This window comes from Microbacterium ureisolvens, assembly GCF_015278315.1.
GTDB lineage: Bacteria > Actinomycetota > Actinomycetes > Actinomycetales > Microbacteriaceae > Microbacterium > Microbacterium ureisolvens.
This window is the reverse complement of sequence record NZ_JADIJE010000007.1, coordinates 14,918-37,631: the sequence shown is the minus strand read 5'-3', so window position 1 is coordinate 37,631 and position 22,714 is coordinate 14,918. Positions and strand designations below refer to the sequence as shown.

The window sequence follows — 22,714 nt, the reverse complement described above, 5'->3', positions numbered from 1 at the left end:
GGATGCCCCACGTCGCCGACTTCCCCCTGCGCCGAGCAGCCCTCGCCGCGACGCTTGCCGCCGCGGCGGTGTTCGCAGCGCCGGCAGCGGCGAATGCTTCGACCATCTACCCGCCCTCCGGCTCGTGCACGGCGTCTCCGACGACCACGCAGGCCGGAGGCACCATCGAGTTCGCCTGCGCCGCCGAGACCTTCTCGCCCGACGAGAGCGTCACGATCACCGTCACCGGTGAGAACGGCGCGGGAACCCGCATCGGCATGGTCCGCTTCGCCATCACGACGGCGAGCAGCACGGCGTCCTCCGCAGCGGACGGTTCGCTGCCCGGGATCGACATCACGCTGCCATCGAACGCCTCCGGCACCTACAACATCGCGGCGGTGTCTGCGACCTCCGCGGGCGGCAACGCCGCCGTGACGATCACCGGCGCCGACGGCCTGCCGTCGACGGGCCTCGATCAGGGGCAGACGCTCGGCCTGTGGATCGGCGGCGGTGCGCTCCTGCTCGCCGGCGCGGCCCTCGCCATCGTCGCCGCGATCCGCCGCCGCAACAACGCGCGCTGAACCCGCCCGGCTCCCGCCCGTCGCGCGGGCTGCCCGCTATCGTGAGCGGCATGTCCTCGCCCGGGGTCTCGACATCGCTCGAGCGCACCTACCGTTACCTGCGCATCGGGATCGCCGGCACCGTCGTCGCGATCTTCGTCGCCGTCGCGCAGGCCACCACGACCTACGGCTGGCTCACGTCGGTGAGCGACTACTTCTACACGCCGGCGCGCAACGTCTTCGTGGGCGCCCTCATCGCCGTGTCACTCGCGCTGTTCGCACTCTCGGGTCGCGGAGCGGAGCGTGCGCTCCTCGACGCGGCCGCCCTCTTCGCGCCGCTCATCGCCCTGGTGCCGACCACCGTGGCGACGGGCGCCGTGCCGGGAGTCGACGTGACGTGCGAGGCCCGATGCTTCCCGCCGGCGTACGAAGCGGATGTCGCCAACGGCGTGAGCGTTTACCTCGTGCTGGGCGTGCTCGTGCTGATCCTCGCGCTGGTCCTCGGTGCCCTGGGGCAGGTCTTCCTGCGGGCCGTCTGGCCGTCGCTGCTGATCGCGGCGATCGTGCTGGTGGCGACCGGTCTCACGTGGGCCTTCGCCCGCGGGGCATTCCTCGCGCAAGGGCACTTCGTGGCGACGACGGCGTTCTTCGCGCTCTTCGCCGCGGTCGCGATCCGCAGCGCCTTCCCGCGCCGCGGCCCGCAGCCCTCGCCCGTGGTCCGCGTGCTCTATGTCGCGATCGCCGCGGGCCTCGTACTGCTGCTGGTGCTGTACGTGGTGCTGCTGCCGCAGGCCGATGCCTCCGCCATCCCGATCGTCCTCCTCATCGAGGCGGCCGCCCTCGCGCTGTTCTTCGCGTTCTGGGTGGTGCAGGGGATCGAGAAGTGGAGCGATCCCGACCCCTCGATCATCGCGGGCTGAGGTCTGCGCGGACGCGGGCGCGTTTCGTCTCGCTCGCTCGACGACCGGGTGAGCTCAGGCCGCGCCGGCGTCGGCGACGGCGCCGGTCGTGGCCTCTGTGACCTCGACCACGCGTCGCACGCCCGGGGCGGGGTGCGCCGTGACGAGGATCGGCAGGTGGTCGCTGAGCCCCTGCGGCAGCGTGCGCACGCGGTCGATCTCGAAGCCGATCGAAGTGGCGAAGTCGTAATGGCCGCGGAAGAAGCGGTAGCGCGTGTACGTGCGAGAGTCCGAGAGATTCAGCTCGTAGCCCTGCTCGCGGATGTGCTGGCCCAGCCGCTCCTTGAACACCGGGTAGTTGTAGTCGCCGACCATGAGAGCGGGAACCCCTTCGCCGAGCTGCTGCAGCTCGCCGAGCGCCGTGCGGATCTGGTGACGCCGCAGCGAGTTGAGCGCGGTCAGCGGGGCGGCGTGGAACGAGGCCACGATGACGTCGATGTTCTCGTCGATGTCGTGGAGGCGCACCCCGAGCATGCGCTCCTCCGCCGGCTTCAGCACGCGGTCGTGCAGCGACTTCTTGAGGGCGAGCGCCCGCACGTCGACAGCGCGATAGGTGTTCTCGCGGTAGTACACGGCGAGGCCGAGGCGGTTGCGCTGCGTGGACTCGGCCAGTCGCAGGCCCGAGATCTCGTGCGGAAGGTCGGACGTGTCGGCCTCCTGCAGGCACAGCACGTCGGCTCCGTACCGCTCGACCAGGTGGGCGAGCTCCCCGGCGGCGCGATGCTTGCGCAGGTTGTACGAGATGACCTTCATGGCCAGCCAAGCCTATGCCGCAGACGTTGCCGTCGCGTGGCCTTGACAAGTCCGCATCGGGATCTCCCAGCAACCGCTCGAAGAAGGATGTACGAAATCCGGATGCCGCGGCTCTGGAGTGTTGTGCCGGTTCACGGCATCCGAACCCGAACCTGCACCCAGACCCGATCCAGGAGAACGCCATGGCCGCTTCCGCTTCCGCTTCCGTTTCCGCCATCCGCGCCGAGCTCGCCGACGCGCGCGACGCGAGCCGCACCGCCCGCGAGGCGGCCGAGCGCGAGCTGCGCGTCAGCGTGGTCGCCCGCTCGCGCGTCGCCGACGCCCTCGAGCGCACCGCGGCCCGCCCCGGCCTCCAGGAGGCCGAGCGCGCTCGCCTGCGCGCCGAGTACGCCGCCGCCGACCGTGTGGTCGCCGAGCGCCGCGCCGCGGTCGACAAGGCGCGCGAGTTCGAGGCAGCCGCGACGGTCGTCGCCGACGCCTTCGAGACCGAGGCCGCATCGGCCAGCCCGCTGGCGGCTGCCCTGATCGAGCTCGTCGGCTCGAAGCGGGGCACGTCGGCACGCGGCCGCACGGCAACCGTCTCGCCCCGTCGCACGGCCCCCGCCATCCGGCTGGGCGGCACCCGCCCTCGCACCGCGTGACACGCCGCCGCGAGGCGGACGTCTCGTAGGCTCGCCTTCATGCCCACCTCGCGACGGACCCTCACGATCCTCGCGGCCGTGGGTGCGGTCGCCCTGGCCGGCGTCGCCGCGATCACCGTGATCGCCCTGACCGGCGCCGCGGCTCCCGAGCCGCCGGGCGCCGGCACGCGGGTGGTGGCATCCGAGCTGTCGAAGGCGACGGATGCCGCGACCCGCGCCACGCCCGGAACACCCGAGCACGCCGCCGCCCGGTATCTGAGCGAGCAGCCGACAGCGGTCTGGCTGACGCCGGAAGCCGACCCGATCGGCGTCGTCGCCGATCGGATCGCCCAGCTGGCCGAGGAGGCCAGAGCGCAGTCGGCACGAGTGGCGGTCGTCGTGTACGGGCTCCCCGAGCGCGACTGCGGCGGGCTCTCGGCGGGCGGCCTCGACGACGACGCCTACCTCGAGTGGACGCAGGAGATCGGCGACGCGCTGCGCGCCGCCGCCGACACCTCACCCATCGTCATCCTCGAGCCCGACGGCCTCGCGCTGGCGCCCGAGTGCGGCAACGTCGCGGAGCGCGTGGAGCAGCTGGGCGCGGCCGCCCGCGCGATCGCCGCCGACACGACCTGGATCTACGTCGACGGCGGCCACTCGGGCTGGCTGCCGGCGGACGAGATGGCGGGCCTGATCTCGCAGGTCGACCGCGCGGCCGGCGACGGCGGTCGCGGCATCCGTGGATTCGTCACGAACGTGTCGAACTTCATGCCGACCGACGACGAGGTGGCGTACGCGCGCGACGTCGCCGGCCACCTGGACGGCCTGCACGCGATCATCGACACCTCACGCAACGGCGCGGGTTCGAACGGCGAGTGGTGCAACCCCCCGGAACGCCTCGTCGGCGAGCCGAGCGGAACCCTCGGGGATGACGTGATCGACACCAATCTGTGGGTCAAGCCGCCGGGAGAGAGCGACGGCGAGTGCAACGGCGGTCCGGCGGCCGGGCAGTGGTGGCCCGAGGCCGCGATCGAGCTCACGCGGAACGTCGTCCGCGAGGATTGACGCCCGACCGGGCCTTCCCTCCGGTTGTGTGTAGCATCGGAGGTACTGCGCATGCGTCGGGGGCCGCTGCTGGGGTCGGTGCTCGGGGCTCGTCCGTCCATCCTCCGAGAGGCCGCACGTTCTATGACCACCCCTTCTGACGAGCTGAAGACCGCCGTCATCATCGAGGACGACTCCGAGATCCGTCACATCCTCGCCGAGGTCCTCGAGTCCTCGGGCTTCTCGACGGTCTCCGTCGGCAACGGCATCGACGGGGTGCGCGCCGTCCTCACCTACAAGCCGCTGCTGACCACCATCGACGTCAACATGCCCGGGATCGACGGCATCGAGGCGGCCAAGCGCATTCGCGCGCAGTCCGACACGTTCATCATCATGCTGACGGGGCTCAACGACGAGGCGGACGTGATCGCGGGCCTCGGCGCGGGCGCGGACGACTATCTGCTGAAGCCCTTCCGGCCGCGCGAACTGCGGGCGCGCGTCGAGGCGCTGCTGCGCCGGTCGCGTCCCGTCGCGGGTGGCGCCGCTCAGCCGGCTCCGGCGCCGTCGCAGGGCAGCGTCGGCCCGTCCTTTCCGGGCGCCCGGCCGAGCACCACGGCGATCCCGACGACCTCGGGCACCGGCCCCCTCGAGGCTCCCGCCGAGACACCCGCGGCCGAGCCGCAGCCGGCGGCCGCGGCATCCGTCCCCTCCCCCGTCGACGCCGACGGCGACGCCGACGGCGAGTGGCTCGTGCACCGCGACCTGCGCCTGCACCCCGAGAACCGCATCGTGCTGATCGGCAGCGGGGAGCTCGAGCTCACCCGCACCGAGTTCGACCTGCTCGCGACCCTCCTCGAGTCCAAGCGGCGCGTGCGCAGCAAGGCCGATCTGACGCTCGTGCTGCGCGGCGAGTCCTACGTCACGAGCTACTTCGTCGGCGACGCCGACAAGCGCGCCGTCGAGGCCCACATGACGAACCTGCGCCGCAAGCTCGGCGACAGCGCCGCAAGCCCGCGCTACATCGAGACGGTGCGCGGCGTCGGCTACCGGCTGACTTCCGACGCGGTCTGATCGACGGATGCCGGATGCCGGATGCCGCGGCGAAGGCATCCGCTCTCCCCAGGTGAGCGGATGCCTCCGCGGCTTCCGGCGAACGCCCGTCCCTCCCCCGGACCGGGCGCCACACCGTACATCGGACGGGGTGCCCGTCCCTCCCCCGGACGGACACCCTCGCCTCCTCCCCCGCGTCGAGCCTCCCCAGCCTCGACGCTCTTCCCCAGTTCCGACCCGCCTTCGGGTGACGTGTCAGACCTTGTATCCGTGCTGTCGACGGATGAGCTTGAAGAACATGGACAGTGTCTGCAGCACCGTCACGACACCGACGATGGGCCAGCCGATCCAGAGGATCGTCGACTGCACCATCGGCCCGAGCATCGACCAGATGACCGCCATCGCCACGACGCTGGCGACCACCACGATGAGCGGCGTCCAGTGGCCGAGCCCCGCCCCGCGCTCGGCCTTCGCCTGCATCGCCCAGTTGTCGACCTTCTTCCGTGACAGGAAGCGGGTCCACGACCGCGCGAAGTAGCTGAGGCGCAGCCACATGTAGACCTCTGCCGGCGCGAGCGTCACCGCGAAGAGGATGTCGCGCGCGTTGCGGTTGCCCATCGTCATGGCCATGCGGGTGTTCAGCGCGATCGCGACGAGCGGCGGCAGCAGCCACCACGGCGAGAACACGAAGGCGCCGATCGAGAGCGACCCGGCCAGCAGCGCGATGAACGCCACCCGCACGAACAGGTTCGTGAGCATGCCGAAGTTCTCGAGCCAGCGCACCCGCAGGTTCGGGTGGAACGGCTGGCCCTTGGTGTCGCCGCGCTGGCCGGGCCACATGAGCTCGATGGCGCCGTACGTCCACTTGACCTGCTGGGCGTCGAGGGCGCGCAGCGTCGTCATTCCGCCCACGTCGGCACGGGCGAAGGGGCTGATCTTCGTGAGGTAGCCGGCGCTCTTGATCTGCAGCGACAGCAGCGAGTCCTCGACCTCGGAGTCCTTGACCCACGGCGTGGACTGGTGGTTCTCCTTCATCACGTCGCGCAGCGCCTGCGTCGAGAAGATCGAGAATTGGCCGCCGAGCACCGCCATGTTGCGGCCGCGGAGCAGGTTGTGCATGTTGAAGGCCGCGAACTGCGCGCGCTGACCGGTGATGAGGAACTTCGCGATGCCGCCCTTGATCGGCCGGTCGTCGATCGAGTAGATCGCCGAGATGCCGCCGATGCGGGTGTCGGAGGTCGCCTCCGCCTCGAGGTACTCGACGGCCTTCGTGTCGGCGACGGTGTCGCCGTCGACGCCGAGCAGGTAGTCGTAGCCCTCCACGAGCGTGTAGCCGTAGTTGAGCGCGCCGACCTTCTTGTCGGGGTTCTTGCCGATGTCGTGGACGAAGACCTCGGTGAACTGCTCGCCGAGCTCGGTGGTGATCTCGTGCGCGCCGGCGTATTGGGACGCGAGCCGGACGGTCGCGTCGGACGTGTTGTTGACCACCACGTGGATGACATCGGGCACCCGGGTCTGAGAGAGCAGCGACTCGATCACCTGCGCGATCGACTCCTCCTCGTTGTACGCGGGGATGACGCAGCCGATGGTCGAGCGGTGCACCGAGGTGTCGTCGAGCACGGCTTCGAAGTCGTCGGCGAACCCGGGCGCGTCGGTGAGAGGCTCCTGAGGTGCCACCTCGACGAGGCGCATCGTCCGCGGGCTGCGGGTGAGGGGGAGCAGTTCGGTCACGTTCTTCGCTTCCAGGTTCGGGAGCCGGTGTCTCCGGCATGGATCAAGCTTGACCCGCGCACCGCAACGGCCCGCCGAGACGACGCGAGGCCTGTCGCAACGTTTGCGCAAGGCTTCCGCAAGAATGCGTTCGCCCGCTCTCGGCTCCGCCGACGAAATGCCCGGTGGTCGGGTCAATAGACTTTCAGGCATGGCTACCGGGGCTGCACGACCGTCGGTCGTGGGCGCCCGCACGCGCTCGATCTGGCTCACCCAGCTCGTGCTGGCGGCGAGCGTGCTGATCACCGCCATCCTGATCATGGCGCTGCAGCCCGCGATGTTCAGCCGGTGGACGTTCCTGGCGGGCACCCTCACGGTGGTGCTGGTGACCCTCGCCACCCTCGCCCTTCCGTGGGCCCGGCTGCCCGAGCAGGCCGTCCTCGCCGTGCCGTTCGTCGACGCCGTCGCGATCGGGGTGCTCTCCAGCGGCCTGGACCTCCGCCTGGGGTACCTGTGGGCCTTCCCCGTGATGTGGGTGGCGATGCACTTCAGCGCGGCCGCGCTCGCGGCCCTGCTCGCGCTGATCGGCGGGATCCTGCTGATCGAGTCGGTGATCACGCCCGGCCCTCTTGCCGCCTTGCGCGGCTTCGTGGTGGTGGTGTCGATGACGTTCATCGGCATCACCGCGCACCTGGCGCACCGCCGCACGCGCTCGCTGCGCCGCCTGCTGAGACGCCAGGCCGACCGCCTCACCGCGACCCTCGCCCGCCGCTCCGACCAGGAGCGGCGTACCACCGAGATCCTCAACGGCGTCGACACCGGGGTCGCGCGGCTGTCGGAGGACGGCGTCGTGCTGACGGTCAACGACGCCTATTCGCGGCTGTACGGGCTCGACCCGCTCGATCCGACGCGGCCGGCGCGCTCGGTCGAGTACACCGGCCTGCGCGGCATGCCGGTGCCCTACTCGGAACGGCCGCTCGCCCGCGCCGCCCGGGGAGAGACCTTCACGGATGCCTCGATCTGGCTGTTCACCGCCGCCGGCGAATGGCGGGCCCTCGCGGTGACGGCGAAACGGCTGCCGGCACGCGGCGAGGAGGACTCGAGCATCCTGCTGCTCGTGGACGACGTGACGGCGATCACCTATGCGCAGCGCGAGCGGGAGCGGTTCACCGCGATGGCCTCGCACGAGCTGAAGCATCCGCTCACCGTGATGATCGGCAACGCGGAGCTGGCCCTCGACATGGACGAGCTCTCCCCGCGCACCCGGGAGCGGTTCGAGTCGATCATCGGCGCCGCAGAGCGGATGCTCACGATGACGGAGTCGCTCGGGCACACGTCGCGGCGCGGGTTCTCCGACCGCGACGAGGTCGACGACATCGATCTGCGGCAGATCGTCTTCGACTCCGTCGCGTCCTTCCGTCCGACGGCCGTGGCGGGCGACATCCAGGTCGAGGTGACGCTGGACGGTCCACTGCGCGTCACCGCCGACGGGTTCCGGCTGCGTCAGGTGATCGACAACATCGTCAGCAACGCCATCAAGTACACCCCGCGCGACGGACGCGTGCTGATCGCCGGCGCCACCTCGGCGCAGGCGATCGAGCTGTCGGTGTCCGACACGGGGATCGGGATCCCCGCGGCCGACCTGCCGAACGTCTTCACGCCGTACTTCCGCACCGCCGAAGCCAAGGACACCTCCGGCGGAACCGGTCTGGGCCTCGGCATCACCCGCGACATCGTCGCGGCCCACGGCGGCACGCTCACGATTCGGAGCGAGCCGGGAACGGGCACCGTTGTCACCGTGCGGCTTCCCCGGCCGTCCGACCTCGAGGGCCCCGCCCCTGACCGGCCCGACGCGGAGGGACGCGAATGACCGACCTCATCGCCGAGTCCGGCATCGACCTCGGCATCGCCCAGGCCGTGATCACGACCCTCGCGACCATGCTGACGATCGGGATCGCGTTCCTTCTCAAGCCCGGGCGGGCGACGCTGTACTGGGGCTTCGCCTTCGCGCTCTCGATGATCGCCACGTACGGCGTCGTCGCCGGCGAGCTGACCGGCGCCGAAGGCCTGCGTCGCGCGTCGCTGGGGGCGCTCCTCGGGGCACCTGGACTGCTGTGGTCGGGGTTCCGCGCCGCCTGGCGGCTGCGCCCGCACGTGTGGGCCGGTCCCGCTCTGGCTGCCGTGGCCGCCGTGGTGCTGGCGACGGCGGCCGACCTCGCGTGGTTCACCATGGCGTATCGCGCGGCGTTCTTCGCGGCATCCGTCTTCGCAGCGATCTTCGTGCTCGACTGGGCGCGCTCGGCCGCCCGGCGCAGCGACGGACTGTTGCTGCCGCTCGCGATCGTGTCGGTCGCGTTCTTCGCCACCGGCACGGCGACGTTGATCGGCGGCTTCGTCTTCCCGCCCTCCGGCGGAGACGACCTCCAGCTCGTGAGGCTGGTCTCGTCGGCGGGGATGCTGGTGTACGTGGCCTGCGCAGTGGTGGCCGTCGTCGGCACCACTGCGCGCGACAGCGGGATCGGTCGCGCCGCGGCCGGCTCGACGGCATGGCAGCAGTTCGAGCGGATCGCCGGGGACCGGCTGCTGCGGGCGGCCAGTACCTCCGAGCCGTGGTCGGTGGTGTATTTCACCCTCGACGACGCGCGCGACATCCGCCAGACGGCGGGTGGGACAGCCTTCGGGCGCCTGTCGGAGCGTCTCGTCGACGAGGTGCGCGGCGTGTTCCCGCCGGAGTCCGACGTCGGCTCCCCCGCGGCCGGATCCGTCGTCGTGCTGGTGCCACGCCCCGAGATCGCGGTGCGCGACCTCATGCGACTGAGCCTCGAGCGCGTCACCCTGCTCGACGTGCACGGAGCGCTGCCGATCCGCCCGACGGCGAGCGCGGGGTGGGCACCCGCGTCCGTGCTCGGCTACGACCTGGATGCGCTGGTGTACACCGGCCGGGAGGCGGCCGCCCTCGCGAGCGAGAAGGGCGGCGACCGGTGGGAACGCGTGGGCGCGACCGTCGTCGAGCGCCTGATCAGCCCGTCAGAGCGACTGTGACGGTATCGGTCGCGGTCTGCTTGGCGTACTCGCTCGAGGTCGGGGTCGTCTGCACGAGGAAGTCGTAGCTGAACTGCAGCGTCACCGCCGTCGCCTCGGCGGGCACCGGACCGACGTTGAAGGTCTGCGAGTAGCTGTACGGGTCGAGCACGAGGTAGCCGGGGCTGACGGTCGAGGCGTCGACCTGCGGCTCCAAGGCGTCCAGCGCACCATCCGCCGACGACGGCACGGCCGTCATCGCTGCGCGCTGGAGGTACACCTTCTGGCCGTCGGCCGGCTGCACGGTGGTGATCAGGGAGATGCTGACCGGCTTGATCGCCTCAGGCGTCCATCGGTCCATCGAGAGGGTCGACCAATAGTCGATCGTCGCGGTGACCGGACCCGCGGTGAGCTCGCGCTGGGTCGACCCGCTGGAGAGATCGTTCGGCGCGGGAGTCGGCACCGCGGTCGAGGTCGGCGTGGCGGTGGCGCCCCCGGCGGGATCCCACGGCGCGGGGCCGCACGCGGCGAGCGCGCCGACGCTCAGCACTGCGAGCGCGACGACGATGGTGAACCGGCTCCAACTGCGCATGAGACCCCCGAGATCGCTCGCGCCGGACAGTCCGGTCAGTCTAGCGACGAGCCCTCATTCCCGGTCGCGCCGCGCGCGCGTCTGCTCGGCGCGCTGCGCCAGCAGTTCGTCGGCGGGGTAGCCGACCTCGGTCAGCGTGAGGCCGCGCGCCGCGAGCACCTTGACCTCGGGCACGCGCTCCCGCGCGTCCCGGATGTCGACGACGTCGTCGATATCGAGCCGCCCCTCCCCGACCGCGACGCACGCACCCACCAGCGCGCGCACCATGCTGTGGCAGAAGGCATCGGCCTTGACATTGGCGACGAGCACGCCGGCGTCGTCTCTGTGCCAGTCGAACTCGAGGAGGGTGCGGATGGTCGTCGCCTCTTCACGCGGCTTGCAGTAGGCCGCGAAGTCATGGAGGCCGACGAGCGCGCGGGCCGCGGCATCCATCGCCTTCGCATCGAGGGATGCCCGCACCGACGTGGTGCGGTGCCGCTCCAGCGGGTCGTAGCCGGTCTCGGTGTCGCCGATCCGGTACTCGTACCGCCGCCACACCGCCGAGAACCGCGCGTCGAAGCCCTGGGCCGCGAGCCGGGACCCGTGGACGGCGACGTCGGAGTAGGCGCCGACCACGCCGGTCATGCGCGCGGCGAGCGCGGCGGCGCGATCCTCGGTCGTCTGCGGGCCGGCCGACGGTCGCGCGTGCCGCGCGAGCATGCGCTGCTGCTGCGCCTCGTCGAGGTCGACGTGCGCCACCTGGCCGGTCGCGTGGACGCCCGCGTCGGTGCGTCCGGCGACGACCAGTCTCGGATCGCCGCCCACGACCCGGGCCAGCGACGACTCGAGGGTCTCCTGCACGGTGCGCAGCCCGGGCTGACGCGCCCATCCGCGGAAATGCGTGCCGTCGTAGGCGATGTCGAGGCGGATCCGCACGGGACCCAGCCTACCGAGGCGGGTGACGGCGACCCGGTGGTTGCCCCGCCTGCCCCGTCGGCCGCCCCGACCTGCGCCCGCGACCGTGGGACGCCCAGCCGTGGCCGCGTACAATTGCCGTTTCCCCACCTCCCCCGTCCGCGGAAACCCATGACGTCGACTGCGCCCTCGCCCGCCCGCTTCGCCGGGCTCGACGGCATGCGCGCGCTCGCGGTGGTGCTCGTCGTGGTGTACCACCTGTTCCCGGTGCTGCCGGGCGGGTTCGTGGGCGTCGACGTCTTCTTCGTCATCAGCGGGTTCCTGATCACGAGCCTCCTGCTGCGCGAGCACGCCGCGCGGGGGCGCGTAGCGCTCGGCGCGTTCTGGCAGCGGCGCGCGCGACGGCTGCTGCCCGCGCTGGCCCTGGTCGTCGCGGTGTGCTCCGCCCTCGCGCTGATCGTCGGCGGCGATGTGCTGGTCGACCTCGACGCGCAGGTGCTCGGAGCCGCCACGTTCAGCTACAACTGGGTGTCGGTCGCGGGCGGCGGCGGATACTTCGCTGCCGCCGCGCCGGAGCTCTTCCGCAACTTCTGGTCGCTCGCGGTGGAGGAGCAGTTCTACCTGCTGTGGCCGCTCGTCTTCCCGCTGTTCCTGCTGCTGCCGTGGCGGTGGGCGCGGACGGCAGCGGCCTTCGGGCTCGCCGCGGCCTCAGCAGTCTGGATGGGGCTCGTCGTGGCGGGCGGCGGCGACGTCACGCGCGCGTACTTCGGCACCGACACGCACGCGTTCGGTCTGCTGCTCGGCGTGGGACTCGCGTTCCTGCTGACGCCGCTGTTCACCGCGGAGGCCCCGCGGTGGACCGCGTCACCCCTCGCCCGTCACCTCACCGGCGGCGCGGGCGTGATGGCGCTGGTGGCGCTCGTCGGACTCGCGACCGTGCCGGCAGCCGACACCACGGCGACCTTCCCGGGGAGCCTGCTCGCGGCGAGCCTTCTCAGCGCGGTCGCGATCGTGGCGGGCGTGTGGCCGGGCTCGTGGTTCGGTCCCGCACTCGACGTGCGTCCGATGCGCTGGATCGGCGACCGGTCCTACGGCATCTATCTCTGGCACTGGCCGCTGCTCGTACTGGCGGCCGCCGCCTTCTCGCCGGACGCCGCCATCGCCTCGACGCCGATGTGGATCGGCCTCGGCGTGCTCGCGGCGACGGCTGCGGCATCCGCCCTCTCGTACCGCTTCGTCGAGACGCCCGTGCGCCGGCTCGGCTTCCGGGCGTCTTTCCGCGCCGCGGTCAGAAGGCTCCGCGGCGGACCCACCGCCCGCCTGCGCGCACTCGGTGCCGCGCTGGCAGGTGCGCTCGTGCTCACCGGCGCCGGCGCGGCCATCGCGGTCTCGCCCGACGTGACCAGCGCCGAGGCCGCCGTCGAGGCGGGCCGCCGCGCTCTCGCCCAGGCCCTCCGCGAGAACCCCGCGCCGATCGCGCCGACACCCGGCGCGGAGACGGATGCCGCCGCCCCAGGCCCCGCGCAGGTCACGGGCGACCAGATCAGCGCAGTCGGCGACTCCGTCATGCTGGCGTCCGCCGGCGGCCTCATGGAGCGGCTGCCCGGCGTCGAGGTCGACGCCGAGGTGTCGCGCTCGATGTGGGCGGGGCCCGGGATCGTGGAGGACCTCGCCGACGGCGGGCGACTCCGCCCGTACGTCGTCGTGGCCCTCGGCACCAACGGGCCGGTGGACCATGCGGCGCTCGAGGAGCTCGCCGATGCCGTGGGCTCCGATCGCGGGCTCGTGCTCGTGAACGCCTACGCACCGCGGGACTGGATCCCGGGCGTCAACGCCGAGCTGGCCGCCTTCGCCGATGCGCGCCGCAACGTCGCCGTGGCGGACTGGTCGGGCGCCATCGCGCCGCACGAGGACCTGCTCGCCGACGACCGCATCCACCCCGGGTCGGCGGGCGGCCGCATCTTCGCCGACGCCGTCGCCACGGCCGTCGACGACCTCGCCGAGGAACGCAGGGCCTACGCCGCCGACATCGCCGGCCGCCTCGCGGAGATCTTCGAGGCCGACCTGACCGACGGCTGAGACCCGCTCCGCACCCCCTCGGGGGCCAGCGGCGCCGGCGTGCGCACGAAGTCGCCCGCAGACGCAGCGAGACCCGCCACCCAGTGGGTGACGGGTCTCGCGGTGCAAGGGTGCCGGGCGGCGACGCCCGGCGGGTCCGATTACTCGGACTTCTCCGCGGGGGCCTCGACGGCCTCCTCGGCGGCGGCCTCGGCGGCAGCGCCCTCCTCCTGCGACTCGGCGCCGGCCTCGGCGGCCTCGTCGGCGGCCGGGGTCTCGTCGGCGGCGGTCTCGTCGGCGGGAGCCTCCTCAGCCGGAGCCTCGGCGGCGGCCGGAGCGGCGGCAGCGGCGGACTTCTTGGCCGACGGCTTCTTCGTCACGGGCTCGAGGACGAGCTCGATGACGGCCATGGGGGCGTTGTCGCCCTTGCGGTTGCCGACCTTGGTGATGCGGGTGTAGCCGCCGTCACGGTCCGCGACCAGCGGAGCGATCTCGGTGAACAGGACGTGCACGACTTCCTTGTCACCGATGACCGAGAGCACGCGACGACGCGCGTGCAGGTCGCCGCGCTTCGCGAACGTGATGAGGCGCTCGGCGAGCGGACGCAGGCGCTTGGCCTTGGTCTCGGTCGTCTTGATCGACTTGTGGGTGAACAGCGCGGCGGCCAGGTTCGCAAGCAGCAGACGCTCGTGTGCGGGGCCGCCTCCGAGGCGGGGACCCTTGGTGGGCTTGGGCATTCTCAGTTACTCCAGGATGAAATTCGGTCGGGGGGAGACGGCTCAGACGGTCTCGTCGTCGTAGCCGCCGTAGAAGTGCGCACCGTCGAACCCGGGGACCGAGTCCTTCAGCGACAGGCCGAGCGAGACGAGCTTGTCGCGCACCTCGTCGACCGACTTCTGACCGAAGTTGCGGATGTTCATGAGCTGCGTCTCCGACAGGGCGACGAGCTCCGACACGGTGTTGATGCCCTCGCGCTTGAGGCAGTTGTACGAACGCACCGACAGGTCGAGGTCCTCGATCGGCATCGACAGCTCGTTCGAGAGGACCGTCTCGACCGGCGCGGGGCCGATCTCGATGCCCTCGGCCTCGACGTTGAGCTCGCGGGCCAGGCCGAAGAGCTCGGTCAGGGTGCGACCGGCGGAGGCGACGGCGTCGCGCGGGGCGATCGAGGGCTTGGTCTCGACGTCCAGCACGAGCTTGTCGAAGTCGGTGCGCTCACCGGCACGCGTCGCGTCGACGCGGTACGAGACCTTGAGGACCGGCGAGTAGATCGAGTCGACCGGGATCTGGCCGGCCTCGGCGTACTCGTTGCGGTTCTGCGTGGCCGAGACGTAGCCGCGGCCGCGCTCGATCGTGAGCTCGAGCTCGAACTTGGCGGTGTCGTTGAGCGTCGCGATGACGAGCTCGGGGTTGTGCACCTCGACACCGGCCGGGGCCGAGATGTCGGCGGCGGTGACCTCACCGGAGCCGGTCTTGCGCAGGTACGCGGTGATGGGCTCGTCGCGCTCGCTGGAGACCACCAGCTGCTTGATGTTGAGGATGATCTCGGTGACATCCTCCTTCACACCCGGAATGGTGCTGAACTCGTGGAGGACGCCGTCGATGCGGATGGACGTCACGGCCGCGCCGGGGATCGACGACAGGAGGCTGCGACGCAGCGCGTTGCCGATCGTGTAGCCGAAGCCGGGCTCCAGCGGCTCGATGATGAACCGGCTGCGGAACTCCCCGATCTTCTCCTCGGTCAGGGAGGGACGCTGTGCGATGAGCACTATGTGTTCCTTTCGATCACGTGCCCGCTATATGACACGTGCGGTGGGTGAGGTGTTGAGTTTTACTCGGCGGATGCCTCGGGAACGAGGCATCCGTGAAGCGTGCGGTAGCCGGGGCACCCGCGACGGGTGCCCCGGCTCCGAGATGTCAGACGCGGCGGCGCTTGGGGGGACGGCAGCCGTTGTGGGCCTGCGGCGTCACGTCCTGGATCGAGCCGACCTCGAGGCCGGCGGCCGTCAGCGAGCGGATCGCGGTCTCGCGACCCGAGCCCGGACCCTTCACGAAGACGTCGACCTTCTTGACGCCGTGCTCCTGCGCCTGGCGGGCAGCGGACTCCGCGGCCATGCCGGCGGCGTACGGCGTCGACTTGCGCGAGCCCTTGAAGCCCACGCCACCCGACGACGCCCAGCTGATGACAGCGCCCGACGGGTCGGTGATCGAGACGATCGTGTTGTTGAACGTCGACTTGATGTGGGCCTGGCCCAGCGCGATGTTCTTCTTCTCCTTGCGGCGCGGCTTGCGCGCGGCGGACTTGGCCTGTGCCATGTTGCGTTCTCCCTAAATCCTGGGGGCCGCGCCTTAGCGCGCCTTCTTCTTGCCGGCGACGGTGCGCTTCGGGCCCTTGCGGGTGCGCGCGTTCGTCTTGGTGCGCTGACCGCGCACGGGGAGGCCGCGGCGGTGGCGCAGGCCCTCGTAGGAGCCGATCTCGACCTTGCGGCGGATGTCGGCGGCGACCTCGCGGCGGAGATCACCCTCGACCTTGTAGTTGCCTTCGATGTAGTCGCGGAGGGCGATGAGCTGGTCGTCGCTGAGGTCCTTGACGCGGATGTTCTCGTCGATCTCCGTCGCGGTGAGGATCTCGTTCGAGCGGGTACGGCCGACGCCGTAGATGTACGTGAGGGCGATCACCACGCGCTTGTCGCGCGGGATGTCAACGCCGGCAAGACGTGCCATGCGGTTCTCCTGGGAGTAGGTGGAGGTGTGGAGCAGCATCGGTGCCCGGGCCTCCAGCCCGAGGTGTCCCCCGCTGTGGCGACCGGTCCCGAGCTTGTCGAGGGGTCGTGGGCGGGTTCTGACGCTGCCGAGTGTCGTATTCAGTTGTGGGATCCGGATGCCTCGACCCGAGGCATCCGGTAAGCCTGATCAGCCCTGGCGCTGCTTGTGACGCGGGTTCGACTTGCAGATCACCATGACGCGACCGTGGCGACGGATGACCTTGCAGTGGTCGCAGATGGGCTTGACGGAGGGGTTGACCTTCATGTTCTTTCCTGTTCGCTGTCTTCACCGGGCACGCCGGAGCGTGGGGTGTTACTTCTCGACCGGCCTAGCGGTAGCGGTAGACGATGCGCCCGCGGGTGAGGTCGTAGGGCGACAGCTCCACGACGACACGGTCCTCGGGAATGATGCGGATGTAGTTCTGCCGCATCTTGCCGGAGATCGTCGCGAGGACCTTGTGGCCGTTGCTGAGCTCAACGCGGAACATCGCGTTGGGCAGCGCTTCGGACACGACGCCCTCGATCTCGATGACACCGTCTTTCTTCGCCATACGCTCGCTAACACTTGTGCAGACCGGTCGATCTGCGGTGGATGGGATTCGGTGCTACGACACGCCAATGAAGGCGCAACGCACCAAAGATCAAGCATACGTGATAGTGGATGCCTCGGCAAATGGCCGCCGCCGGGTCACGGCTCGCATTCAGGAACACGGGCCACGCGCGGACGCCGGGAGGGACGGATGCCGCGGGCCGCGGCATCCGTCCCTCCCGACGCTCACTGGAAGAGCGTGGCGAGCTGGCCGGCCTCGGGCAGCTGCGAGTTCGCGATGACCTCGCCGTTGACGGCGATGGTGGGCGTGCCGATGCCCGACGCGCCGGGCTGGAGCGGGGTCTCCGCGGTCATCGCGGTCACGTACCCGGCATAGGTGCCGTCGTTGACGCACGAGTCGATGCCGCTGACGCCGACGCCGGAGGCGATGTCGAGGATCTCGTTGTTCGTCAGACCCGACGATCCCTCCGCCGGCTGGTTCTCGAACATGGCCTGCAGGAACGGCAGCGACGCGTCGGCGTCCTCGACCGCTACGCAGTAGGCGGCGTTGGCCGACCGCGTCGAGAACTGCGTGCCGTTGGACTGGCCGTCCAGGATCGAGATCGGGTGGATGCCGAGGGTGATGCTGCCGTCGTCCACCATGCCCTCGATCTCGGCGCCGTAGACCTGCTCGAACTGGTTGCAGATCGGGCACATGAAGTCGATGTAGGTGTCCAGGCGGTCTTCGCCGTCGCCGACGAGGATGGCCCCGGTCTCGCCGTCGATGTTCGACGCGGACGGCGTGTTCACCTCGGTCGGCAGCGGCTTGGGCGTGGCCGCGTTGTTGAGCGTCACCACGAGCACTGCGACGAGCACGAGCGCCACCACGACACCCGCCGTCACCCAGATCGCGAACCAGTTCGTCTTGCGTGCGGCCTGAGCCATGTGAGCCTCCTAGGCGATCTCGCGCGGTGTCACGCCGAAGGGCGCAAGGCCCGCGGCACCGCCGTCGGGTGCCGTGAGCACCCAGATTCCGTCCTCGTGCACGGCCACGCTGTGCTCCCAGTGGGAGCCTGCGGTGCCGTCGACTGTGGAGACCGTCCACCCGTCGTCCTCGACGAACGTGGCCTGGTCGCCGATGACCACCATCGGCTCGATCGCGAGCACGAGCCCCGGGCGGACCTCGGGGCCCGGGTCGGCGACGCGGTAGTTGAAGACGGAGGGCGACTCGTGCATCTTGCGGCCGATGCCGTGGCCGACGTACTCCCGGAGGATGCCGTAGGTGCCGGAATCGGGTGAGTTCGCCTCGATGTAGGACTGGATCGCCGTGCCGACCTCGCCGATGTGCTTCGCCGACGCGAGCGCGGCGATGCCTGCCCACAGCGACCCCTCGGTCACGTCCGACAGGTGCTGCCGCGCCGCGACCACCTCGGGGCGCGACTGGTCGGGCAGGACGAACGTGAACGCCGAGTCGCCGTTCCAGCCCTTGAACTCCGCGCCCGCGTCGACCGAGACGATGTCGCCGGCGCCGAGCACGCGGTCACCCGGGATGCCGTGAACGACCTCCTCGTTCACCGACGCGCAGATCGTGTGGCGGTAGCCGCGCACCATCTGGAAGTTCGACTTCGCTCCGCGGGAGGTGATGAGGGCGGATGCCGCGGCATCGAGGTCACCCGTCGTCACGCCGGGCGCGATCAGGCTGCGGGCGGCGTCGAGCGCCGCGGCGGTGATGAGGCCCGGCTCGACCATCGCCCGCAGCTGGGCGGGCGACTTGTAGATCGAACGGCGGAGCGACACGGGATCAGGCCGCAGCGGTACGACCGAGGCCCCGGGCCTCGAGCGCCGCGATGATGCGGTCGGTGATCTCGTCGAGCGAGCCGACGCCGTCGATGCGGTCGACGATGTCGCGCGTGCGGTACACCTCGAGGATCGGCGCCGTCTCGCGCTCGTAGATCGCCAGGCGGTTGGCGATGCCCTCTTCGGTGTCGTCGCTGCGGCCCTGCTCGGCGGCGCGGCGTGCGATGCGCGCGATGCTCTCGTCGCGCGGCACGACGAGCTCGATCACGGCGTCGAGCTCCTCGTCGCGGCCCTCGAGGAACTCGTCGAGGTGCATGACCTGGGCGACGTTGCGCGGGTACCCGTCCAGGAGGAAGCCGCCGGCGGCGTCCTGCTGCGACAGGCGGTCGCGCACGACCGCGCTGGTGAGCTCGTCCGAGACGAGGTCGCCGGCCTCGATGATGGCCTTGACCTGCTGGCCGAGTTCCGAGCCGTCCGCGACGGCGCCGCGGAACACGTCGCCCGTCGAGACGGCGGGGACGCCGAACGCGTGGGCGATGCGGATGCCCTGGGTGCCCTTGCCCGAGCCCTGCGGGCCGACGATCAGAAGACGGGTCATCGGAGGAGCCCTTCGTAGTGGCGCTGCTGGAGCTGCGCGTCGATCTGCTTCACCGTCTCGAGACCCACACCCACGATGATGAGGATCGAGGCGCCGCCGAACGGGAAGTTCTGGTTGGCGCCGACCGTCGCGAGCGCGATGAGCGGCAGGAGCGCGATCAGACCGAGGTAGATGGAGCCCGGCAGCGTGATGCGCGTGAGGACGTAGTCGAGGTACTCGGCCGTGGGGCGCCCGGCGCGGATGCCGGGGATGAAGCCGCCGTACTTCTTCATGTTGTCGGCGACCTCGACCGGGTTGAAGGTGATCGCGACGTAGAAGTACGTGAAGCCGACGATGAGCAGGAAGTACAGCGCCATGTACAGCGGGTGGTCGCCGCGCACGAGGTACAGCTGGATCCACGCGACCCAGGCCGGGACCTCTTCGCCCGCCTGCGGCTGGTTGAACTGCGCGATGAGCGCGGGGATGTACAGCAGCGACGAGGCGAAGATGACGGGCACGACGCCGGCCATGTTCACCTTGATCGGGATGTACGTGTTGGTGCCGCCGTACGTGCGACGGCCCACCATGCGCTTGGCGTACTGCACCGGGATGCGGCGCTGGGACTGCTCGACGAAGACCACGAGCGCGACGACGACGATGCCGACGGCGAGGACGAGCAGGAAGACCTCGAAGCCCTTGGACTGCCAGATCGCCCACATCGAAGCGGGGAAGGCGGCGGCGATCGAGGTGAAGATGAGGAGCGACATGCCGTTGCCGATGCCGCGCTCGGTGACGAGCTCGGCGAACCACATGATGAGGCCGGTGCCGGCGGTCATCGTGATGATCATCAGCAGCTGGGCCCACCACACGTCGTTGGTGAGGAGGTTCTCGCACTCCGGCACACCGGTGGTGCCGAACAGCTGCCCGCTGCGGGCGACGGTGACGAGGGTGGTCGACTGGAGGAGCGCCAGCGCGATCGTCAGGTAGCGCGTGTACTGCGTCAGCCTCGCCTGGCCCGACTGGCCCTCCTTATAGAGGGTCTCGAAGTGCGGGATGACCACGCGCAGCAGCTGCACGATGATCGTCGCGGTGATGTACGGCATGACGCCGAGCGCGAAGATCGACAGCTGCAGGAGGGCGCCGCCGGAGAACAGATTGACCAGCGAGAGCAGACCCTCGGTACCCGCCGACTGCCGCAGACACGACTGGACGTTGGGGAAGTCGACGAACGGCGCCGGGACGTGCGCGCCGAAGCGGTAGAGGGCGATGATCGCCAGGGTGAATGCGATCTTCCGCCGAAGGTCGGGGGTGCGGAAGATCCGCGCGATGGCGCTGAACAAGAGGTTCCTCCAAGAGGGGGCGTCGGCACGCACGACGTGCCAGCGTCCAGGGTAACCCAGTGGGGGCCGGAGCAAGCTCCGGCCCCCACTGTGCGCGTATTACTTGACGGCGCCGCCCGCGGCGACGATCTTCTGCTCGGCGGACGCCGAGACCTTGTCGACCGACACGTTGAGCTTCACCGAGATGTCGCCGGTGCCGAGCACCTTGACCTTCTCGTTCTTGCGCACCGCACCCTTGGCGACGAGGTCGCCCACGGTGACGTCGCCACCGGCCGGGTACAGCTCCGCGAGCTTGTCCAGGTTCACGACCTGGTACTCGACGCGGAAGGGGTTCTTGAAGCCGCGCAGCTTCGGGGTGCGCATGTGCAGCGGCATCTGGCCACCCTCGAAGCCCACCTTGACCTGGTAGCGGGCCTTGGTGCCCTTGGTGCCGCGGCCGGCGGTCTTGCCCTTCGAGCCCTCACCGCGACCCACGCGGGTCTTGGCGGTGTTGGCGCCGGGGACCGGACGCAGGTGGTGCACCTTCAGCACGCCCGGGCGCGCGGCCGGGACGTCCTTCTTGGCGGCAGCCTTCTTGGGCGCAGCCTTCTCGGCCTTCGCGGGAGCCTTGTCGGCAGCGGCCTTCTTAGGGGCAGCGGCCTTCTTCGGCGCCTTCTCGGCCTCGACGGCTTCGTTCTTCTCGGCCTTCTCAGCCATCAGTCGATCTCCTCAACCTTCACGAGGTGCGCGACGGTCCGGACGTAACCGCGCGTCTGCGCGTCGTCGGGACGGACGACGGAGTCGCCGATCCGCTTCAGACCGAGCGAACGCAGCGTGTCACGCTGGTTCTGCTTCTCGCTCACCTTGGACTTGACCTGCGTAACCTTCAGGCGCGCAGCCATCAGACACCTGCCTTCGCAGCGGCCGAGGCCTCAGCCTCGGCACGGACGAGACGGGCGGGGGCGACCTGGTCGAAGTCGAGGCCACGACGCGCGGCGACCGCACGGGGCTCCTCGAGCTGCTTCAGGGCCTCCACCGTCGCGTGGACGATGTTGATCGTGTTCGACGAGCCGAGCGACTTCGACAGCACGTCGTGGATACCGGCGCACTCGAGGACGGCACGCACCGGGCCACCGGCGATGACACCGGTACCGGCGGCGGCGGGGCGCAGGAGCACCACACCGGCAGCGGCCTCACCCTGCACCGGGTGCGGGATGGTCGAGCCGACACGCGGCACGCGGAAGAAGTTGCGCTTGGCCTCTTCGACACCCTTCGAGATCGCCAGGGGCACCTCGCGGGCCTTGCCGTAGCCGACGCCCACCACACCGTTGCCGTCGCCGACGACGACGAGCGCGGTGAAGCTGAAGCGACGACCACCCTTGACGACCTTCGACACGCGGTTGATGGTGACGACGCGCTCGAGGAACTGGCTCTCGTTGCGGTCGCGACCACCGCGGTCACCGCGGGTCTGGTTGCGCTCGCGGCCACCGCGACGCGGCTCGCGCTCGCGCTCGGCGGGCGCGTCGGCAGCCGGGGCCTGGGCCTCGGCAGCAGCCTGCTCGGTCACGATGTTCTCCTTGTTGTCACTCACAGGTTCAGACCTCCCTCGCGGGCGCCGTCGGCGATCGCCGCGACACGGCCGGCGTAGCGGTTGCCGCCACGGTCGAACACGACGTCCGAGACGCCGGCGGCCTTGGCGCGCTCGGCGAGGAGCTCGCCGACCTTGCGGGCCTTGGCGGTCTTGTCAGCGTCGGACGCGCGCAGGTCGGTCTCGAGCGTCGAGGCGGAGGCCACGGTGTGGCCCTTGCTGTCGTCGACGAGCTGCACGAACACGTGACGCGACGAACGCGTGACGACCAGGCGGGGACGCTCGGGCGTGCCGACGACCTTCTTGCGAAGGCGGGCGTGACGACGCGCGCGCGCGTCGGACTTCGACTTCACAGCCATGGTTACTTACCAGCCTTTCCGGCCTTGCGCCGAACGACCTCGCCGGCGTAGCGCACACCCTTGCCCTTGTACGGCTCGGGCTTGCGGATCTTGCGGATGTTGGCCGCGGCCTCGCCGACAGCCTGCTTGTCGATGCCAGCGACCGTGAGCTTGTTGTTGCCCTCGACGGTCAGGGTGATGCCCTCGGGCGCCTCGACGAGGACGGGGTGCGAGAAGCCGAGAGCGAACTCGACCGCCGTGCCCTTCTGCGCGACGCGGTAACCCGTGCCGACGACCTCGAGACCCTTGGTGTAGCCCTGGGTGACACCGATGATGTTGTTGTTGATGAGCGTGCGGGTCAGGCCGTGGAGCGAACGCGAAGCGCGCTCGTCGTCGGGACGGGTCACGACGACCTGGCTGTCCTCGACCTTGACTTCGATGGGACGGGCCACGGTGAGCACGAGCTCGCCCTTGGGGCCCTTGACGGCGACATCCTGGCCATCGACCGAAACGGTCACGCCGGAGGGGATGTCGATCGGAAGACGACCGATACGCGACATG

The 22,714-nt window shown here is 70.5% G+C and carries 27 protein-coding genes; 8 read left to right on the top strand and 19 right to left on the bottom strand.

Going from position 1 to position 22,714, the window contains the following annotated elements; all coding sequences use genetic code 11:
- Positions 1 to 2 precede the first annotated feature (2 nt).
- Positions 3 to 560 carry an LPXTG cell wall anchor domain-containing protein gene (locus IM767_RS12015; RefSeq protein ID WP_109210460.1) on the top strand — a complete coding sequence of 186 codons (558 nt, stop codon included), beginning with the start codon at positions 3 to 5 and terminating at the stop codon, positions 558 to 560.
- A 50-nt stretch (positions 561 to 610) separates the two neighbouring features.
- Complete coding sequence (locus tag IM767_RS12010; protein WP_109210461.1) at positions 611 to 1,459, top strand: hypothetical protein; 849 nt, start codon at positions 611 to 613, stop codon at positions 1,457 to 1,459.
- A 54-nt stretch (positions 1,460 to 1,513) separates the two neighbouring features.
- Here IM767_RS12010 and IM767_RS12005 read toward each other — a convergent pair whose 3' ends face one another.
- Positions 1,514 to 2,251, bottom strand: a complete 738-nt coding sequence (locus IM767_RS12005) for an endonuclease/exonuclease/phosphatase family protein (RefSeq protein ID WP_109210462.1) — start codon at positions 2,249 to 2,251, stop codon at positions 1,514 to 1,516.
- A 182-nt stretch (positions 2,252 to 2,433) separates the two neighbouring features.
- Between IM767_RS12005 and IM767_RS12000 the strand changes: the two genes are divergently transcribed.
- The 3 genes from IM767_RS12000 to IM767_RS11990 all read left to right on the top strand — a co-directional run bounded on the left by IM767_RS12000 (position 2,434) and on the right by IM767_RS11990 (position 4,986).
- The gene (locus IM767_RS12000) at positions 2,434 to 2,892 is read left to right on the top strand and encodes a hypothetical protein (protein WP_109210463.1); all 459 of its coding nucleotides are present in this window, start codon (positions 2,434 to 2,436) and stop codon (positions 2,890 to 2,892) included.
- A gap of 39 nt (positions 2,893 to 2,931) precedes the next feature.
- A complete protein-coding gene (locus IM767_RS11995; RefSeq protein WP_109210464.1) occupies positions 2,932 to 3,936 on the top strand; it encodes a glycoside hydrolase family 6 protein in 1,005 nt (334 codons plus the stop codon).
- A gap of 123 nt (positions 3,937 to 4,059) precedes the next feature.
- A complete protein-coding gene (locus IM767_RS11990) occupies positions 4,060 to 4,986 on the top strand; it encodes a response regulator transcription factor (protein WP_109210465.1) in 927 nt (308 codons plus the stop codon).
- A 234-nt stretch (positions 4,987 to 5,220) separates the two neighbouring features.
- Here the strand turns inward: IM767_RS11990 and IM767_RS11985 are convergent, their stop codons facing one another.
- Positions 5,221 to 6,657: a glycosyltransferase family 2 protein gene (locus IM767_RS11985; RefSeq protein ID WP_198425913.1), complete on the bottom strand. Its 1,437-nt coding sequence runs from the start codon at positions 6,655 to 6,657 to the stop codon at positions 5,221 to 5,223.
- A gap of 229 nt (positions 6,658 to 6,886) precedes the next feature.
- Between IM767_RS11985 and IM767_RS11980 the strand changes: the two genes are divergently transcribed.
- Together IM767_RS11980 and IM767_RS11975 are read left to right on the top strand one after the other, a co-directional pair.
- Positions 6,887 to 8,545, top strand: a complete 1,659-nt coding sequence (locus IM767_RS11980; protein WP_109210467.1) for a sensor histidine kinase — start codon at positions 6,887 to 6,889, stop codon at positions 8,543 to 8,545.
- Positions 8,542 to 9,717, top strand: a complete 1,176-nt coding sequence (locus IM767_RS11975) for a hypothetical protein (RefSeq protein WP_109210468.1) — start codon at positions 8,542 to 8,544, stop codon at positions 9,715 to 9,717. Before IM767_RS11980 ends, IM767_RS11975 begins: the two co-directional genes overlap by 4 nt.
- Here the strand turns inward: IM767_RS11975 and IM767_RS11970 are convergent.
- Together IM767_RS11970 and truA are read right to left on the bottom strand one after the other, a co-directional pair.
- On the bottom strand, positions 9,695 to 10,288 hold the full coding sequence (locus IM767_RS11970) for a hypothetical protein (RefSeq protein WP_109210469.1): 594 nt from the start codon (positions 10,286 to 10,288) through the stop codon (positions 9,695 to 9,697). The genes IM767_RS11975 and IM767_RS11970 overlap by 23 nt on opposite strands.
- Before the next feature lie 54 nt (positions 10,289 to 10,342).
- Positions 10,343 to 11,203, bottom strand: a complete 861-nt coding sequence (truA, locus tag IM767_RS11965) for a tRNA pseudouridine(38-40) synthase TruA (protein WP_109210470.1) — start codon at positions 11,201 to 11,203, stop codon at positions 10,343 to 10,345.
- Positions 11,204 to 11,353: 150 nt separating this feature from the next.
- Between truA and IM767_RS11960 the strand changes: the two genes are divergently transcribed.
- The gene (locus IM767_RS11960; RefSeq protein ID WP_109210471.1) at positions 11,354 to 13,261 is read left to right on the top strand and encodes an acyltransferase family protein; all 1,908 of its coding nucleotides are present in this window, start codon (positions 11,354 to 11,356) and stop codon (positions 13,259 to 13,261) included.
- Positions 13,262 to 13,401: 140 nt separating this feature from the next.
- Here the strand turns inward: IM767_RS11960 and rplQ are convergent, their stop codons facing one another.
- The 15 genes from rplQ to rplF all read right to left on the bottom strand — a co-directional run bounded on the left by rplQ (position 13,402) and on the right by rplF (position 22,713).
- A complete protein-coding gene (rplQ, locus tag IM767_RS11955) occupies positions 13,402 to 13,977 on the bottom strand; it encodes a 50S ribosomal protein L17 (protein ID WP_109210472.1) in 576 nt (191 codons plus the stop codon).
- Positions 13,978 to 14,019: 42 nt separating this feature from the next.
- Positions 14,020 to 15,009, bottom strand: a complete 990-nt coding sequence (locus IM767_RS11950) for a DNA-directed RNA polymerase subunit alpha (RefSeq protein ID WP_109210473.1) — start codon at positions 15,007 to 15,009, stop codon at positions 14,020 to 14,022.
- Positions 15,010 to 15,157: 148 nt separating this feature from the next.
- Positions 15,158 to 15,556: a 30S ribosomal protein S11 gene (rpsK, locus tag IM767_RS11945; protein WP_018171470.1), complete on the bottom strand. Its 399-nt coding sequence runs from the start codon at positions 15,554 to 15,556 to the stop codon at positions 15,158 to 15,160.
- 33 nt (positions 15,557 to 15,589) lie between these two features.
- Positions 15,590 to 15,964, bottom strand: a complete 375-nt coding sequence (rpsM, locus tag IM767_RS11940) for a 30S ribosomal protein S13 (RefSeq protein ID WP_109210577.1) — start codon at positions 15,962 to 15,964, stop codon at positions 15,590 to 15,592.
- A gap of 189 nt (positions 15,965 to 16,153) precedes the next feature.
- Positions 16,154 to 16,270, bottom strand: a complete 117-nt coding sequence (rpmJ, locus tag IM767_RS11935) for a 50S ribosomal protein L36 (protein WP_005050492.1) — start codon at positions 16,268 to 16,270, stop codon at positions 16,154 to 16,156.
- A gap of 64 nt (positions 16,271 to 16,334) precedes the next feature.
- Positions 16,335 to 16,556: a translation initiation factor IF-1 gene (infA, locus tag IM767_RS11930; protein WP_018171468.1), complete on the bottom strand. Its 222-nt coding sequence runs from the start codon at positions 16,554 to 16,556 to the stop codon at positions 16,335 to 16,337.
- Between the two features lie 224 nt (positions 16,557 to 16,780).
- Positions 16,781 to 17,479: a DsbA family protein gene (locus IM767_RS11925; RefSeq protein ID WP_109210474.1), complete on the bottom strand. Its 699-nt coding sequence runs from the start codon at positions 17,477 to 17,479 to the stop codon at positions 16,781 to 16,783.
- Positions 17,480 to 17,488: 9 nt separating this feature from the next.
- Positions 17,489 to 18,331, bottom strand: a complete 843-nt coding sequence (map, locus tag IM767_RS11920; protein WP_109210475.1) for a type I methionyl aminopeptidase — start codon at positions 18,329 to 18,331, stop codon at positions 17,489 to 17,491.
- Between the two features lie 4 nt (positions 18,332 to 18,335).
- Positions 18,336 to 18,929, bottom strand: coding sequence for an adenylate kinase (locus IM767_RS11915; RefSeq protein WP_109210476.1), 594 nt, complete (start codon positions 18,927 to 18,929; stop codon positions 18,336 to 18,338).
- Positions 18,926 to 20,248 (bottom strand): preprotein translocase subunit SecY, encoded by a 1,323-nt coding sequence (gene secY / locus IM767_RS11910; RefSeq protein WP_109210477.1) that lies wholly within the window; start codon positions 20,246 to 20,248, stop codon positions 18,926 to 18,928. Before secY ends, IM767_RS11915 begins: the two co-directional genes overlap by 4 nt.
- A 99-nt stretch (positions 20,249 to 20,347) precedes the next feature.
- Positions 20,348 to 20,944 carry a 50S ribosomal protein L15 gene (gene rplO / locus IM767_RS11905; protein WP_109210478.1) on the bottom strand — a complete coding sequence of 199 codons (597 nt, stop codon included), beginning with the start codon at positions 20,942 to 20,944 and terminating at the stop codon, positions 20,348 to 20,350.
- On the bottom strand, positions 20,944 to 21,129 hold the full coding sequence (rpmD, locus tag IM767_RS11900; protein WP_018171461.1) for a 50S ribosomal protein L30: 186 nt from the start codon (positions 21,127 to 21,129) through the stop codon (positions 20,944 to 20,946). Before rpmD ends, rplO begins: the two co-directional genes overlap by 1 nt.
- Positions 21,129 to 21,818, bottom strand: coding sequence for a 30S ribosomal protein S5 (gene rpsE, locus IM767_RS11895; RefSeq protein WP_109210479.1), 690 nt, complete (start codon positions 21,816 to 21,818; stop codon positions 21,129 to 21,131). Before rpsE ends, rpmD begins: the two co-directional genes overlap by 1 nt.
- Positions 21,815 to 22,174: a 50S ribosomal protein L18 gene (gene rplR, locus IM767_RS11890; protein WP_109210480.1), complete on the bottom strand. Its 360-nt coding sequence runs from the start codon at positions 22,172 to 22,174 to the stop codon at positions 21,815 to 21,817. Before rplR ends, rpsE begins: the two co-directional genes overlap by 4 nt.
- 2 nt (positions 22,175 to 22,176) lie before the next feature.
- Entirely contained in the window at positions 22,177 to 22,713 is a 537-nt protein-coding gene (gene rplF / locus IM767_RS11885; protein ID WP_109210481.1) for a 50S ribosomal protein L6, read from the bottom strand.
- Position 22,714: the final 1 nt, after the last annotated feature.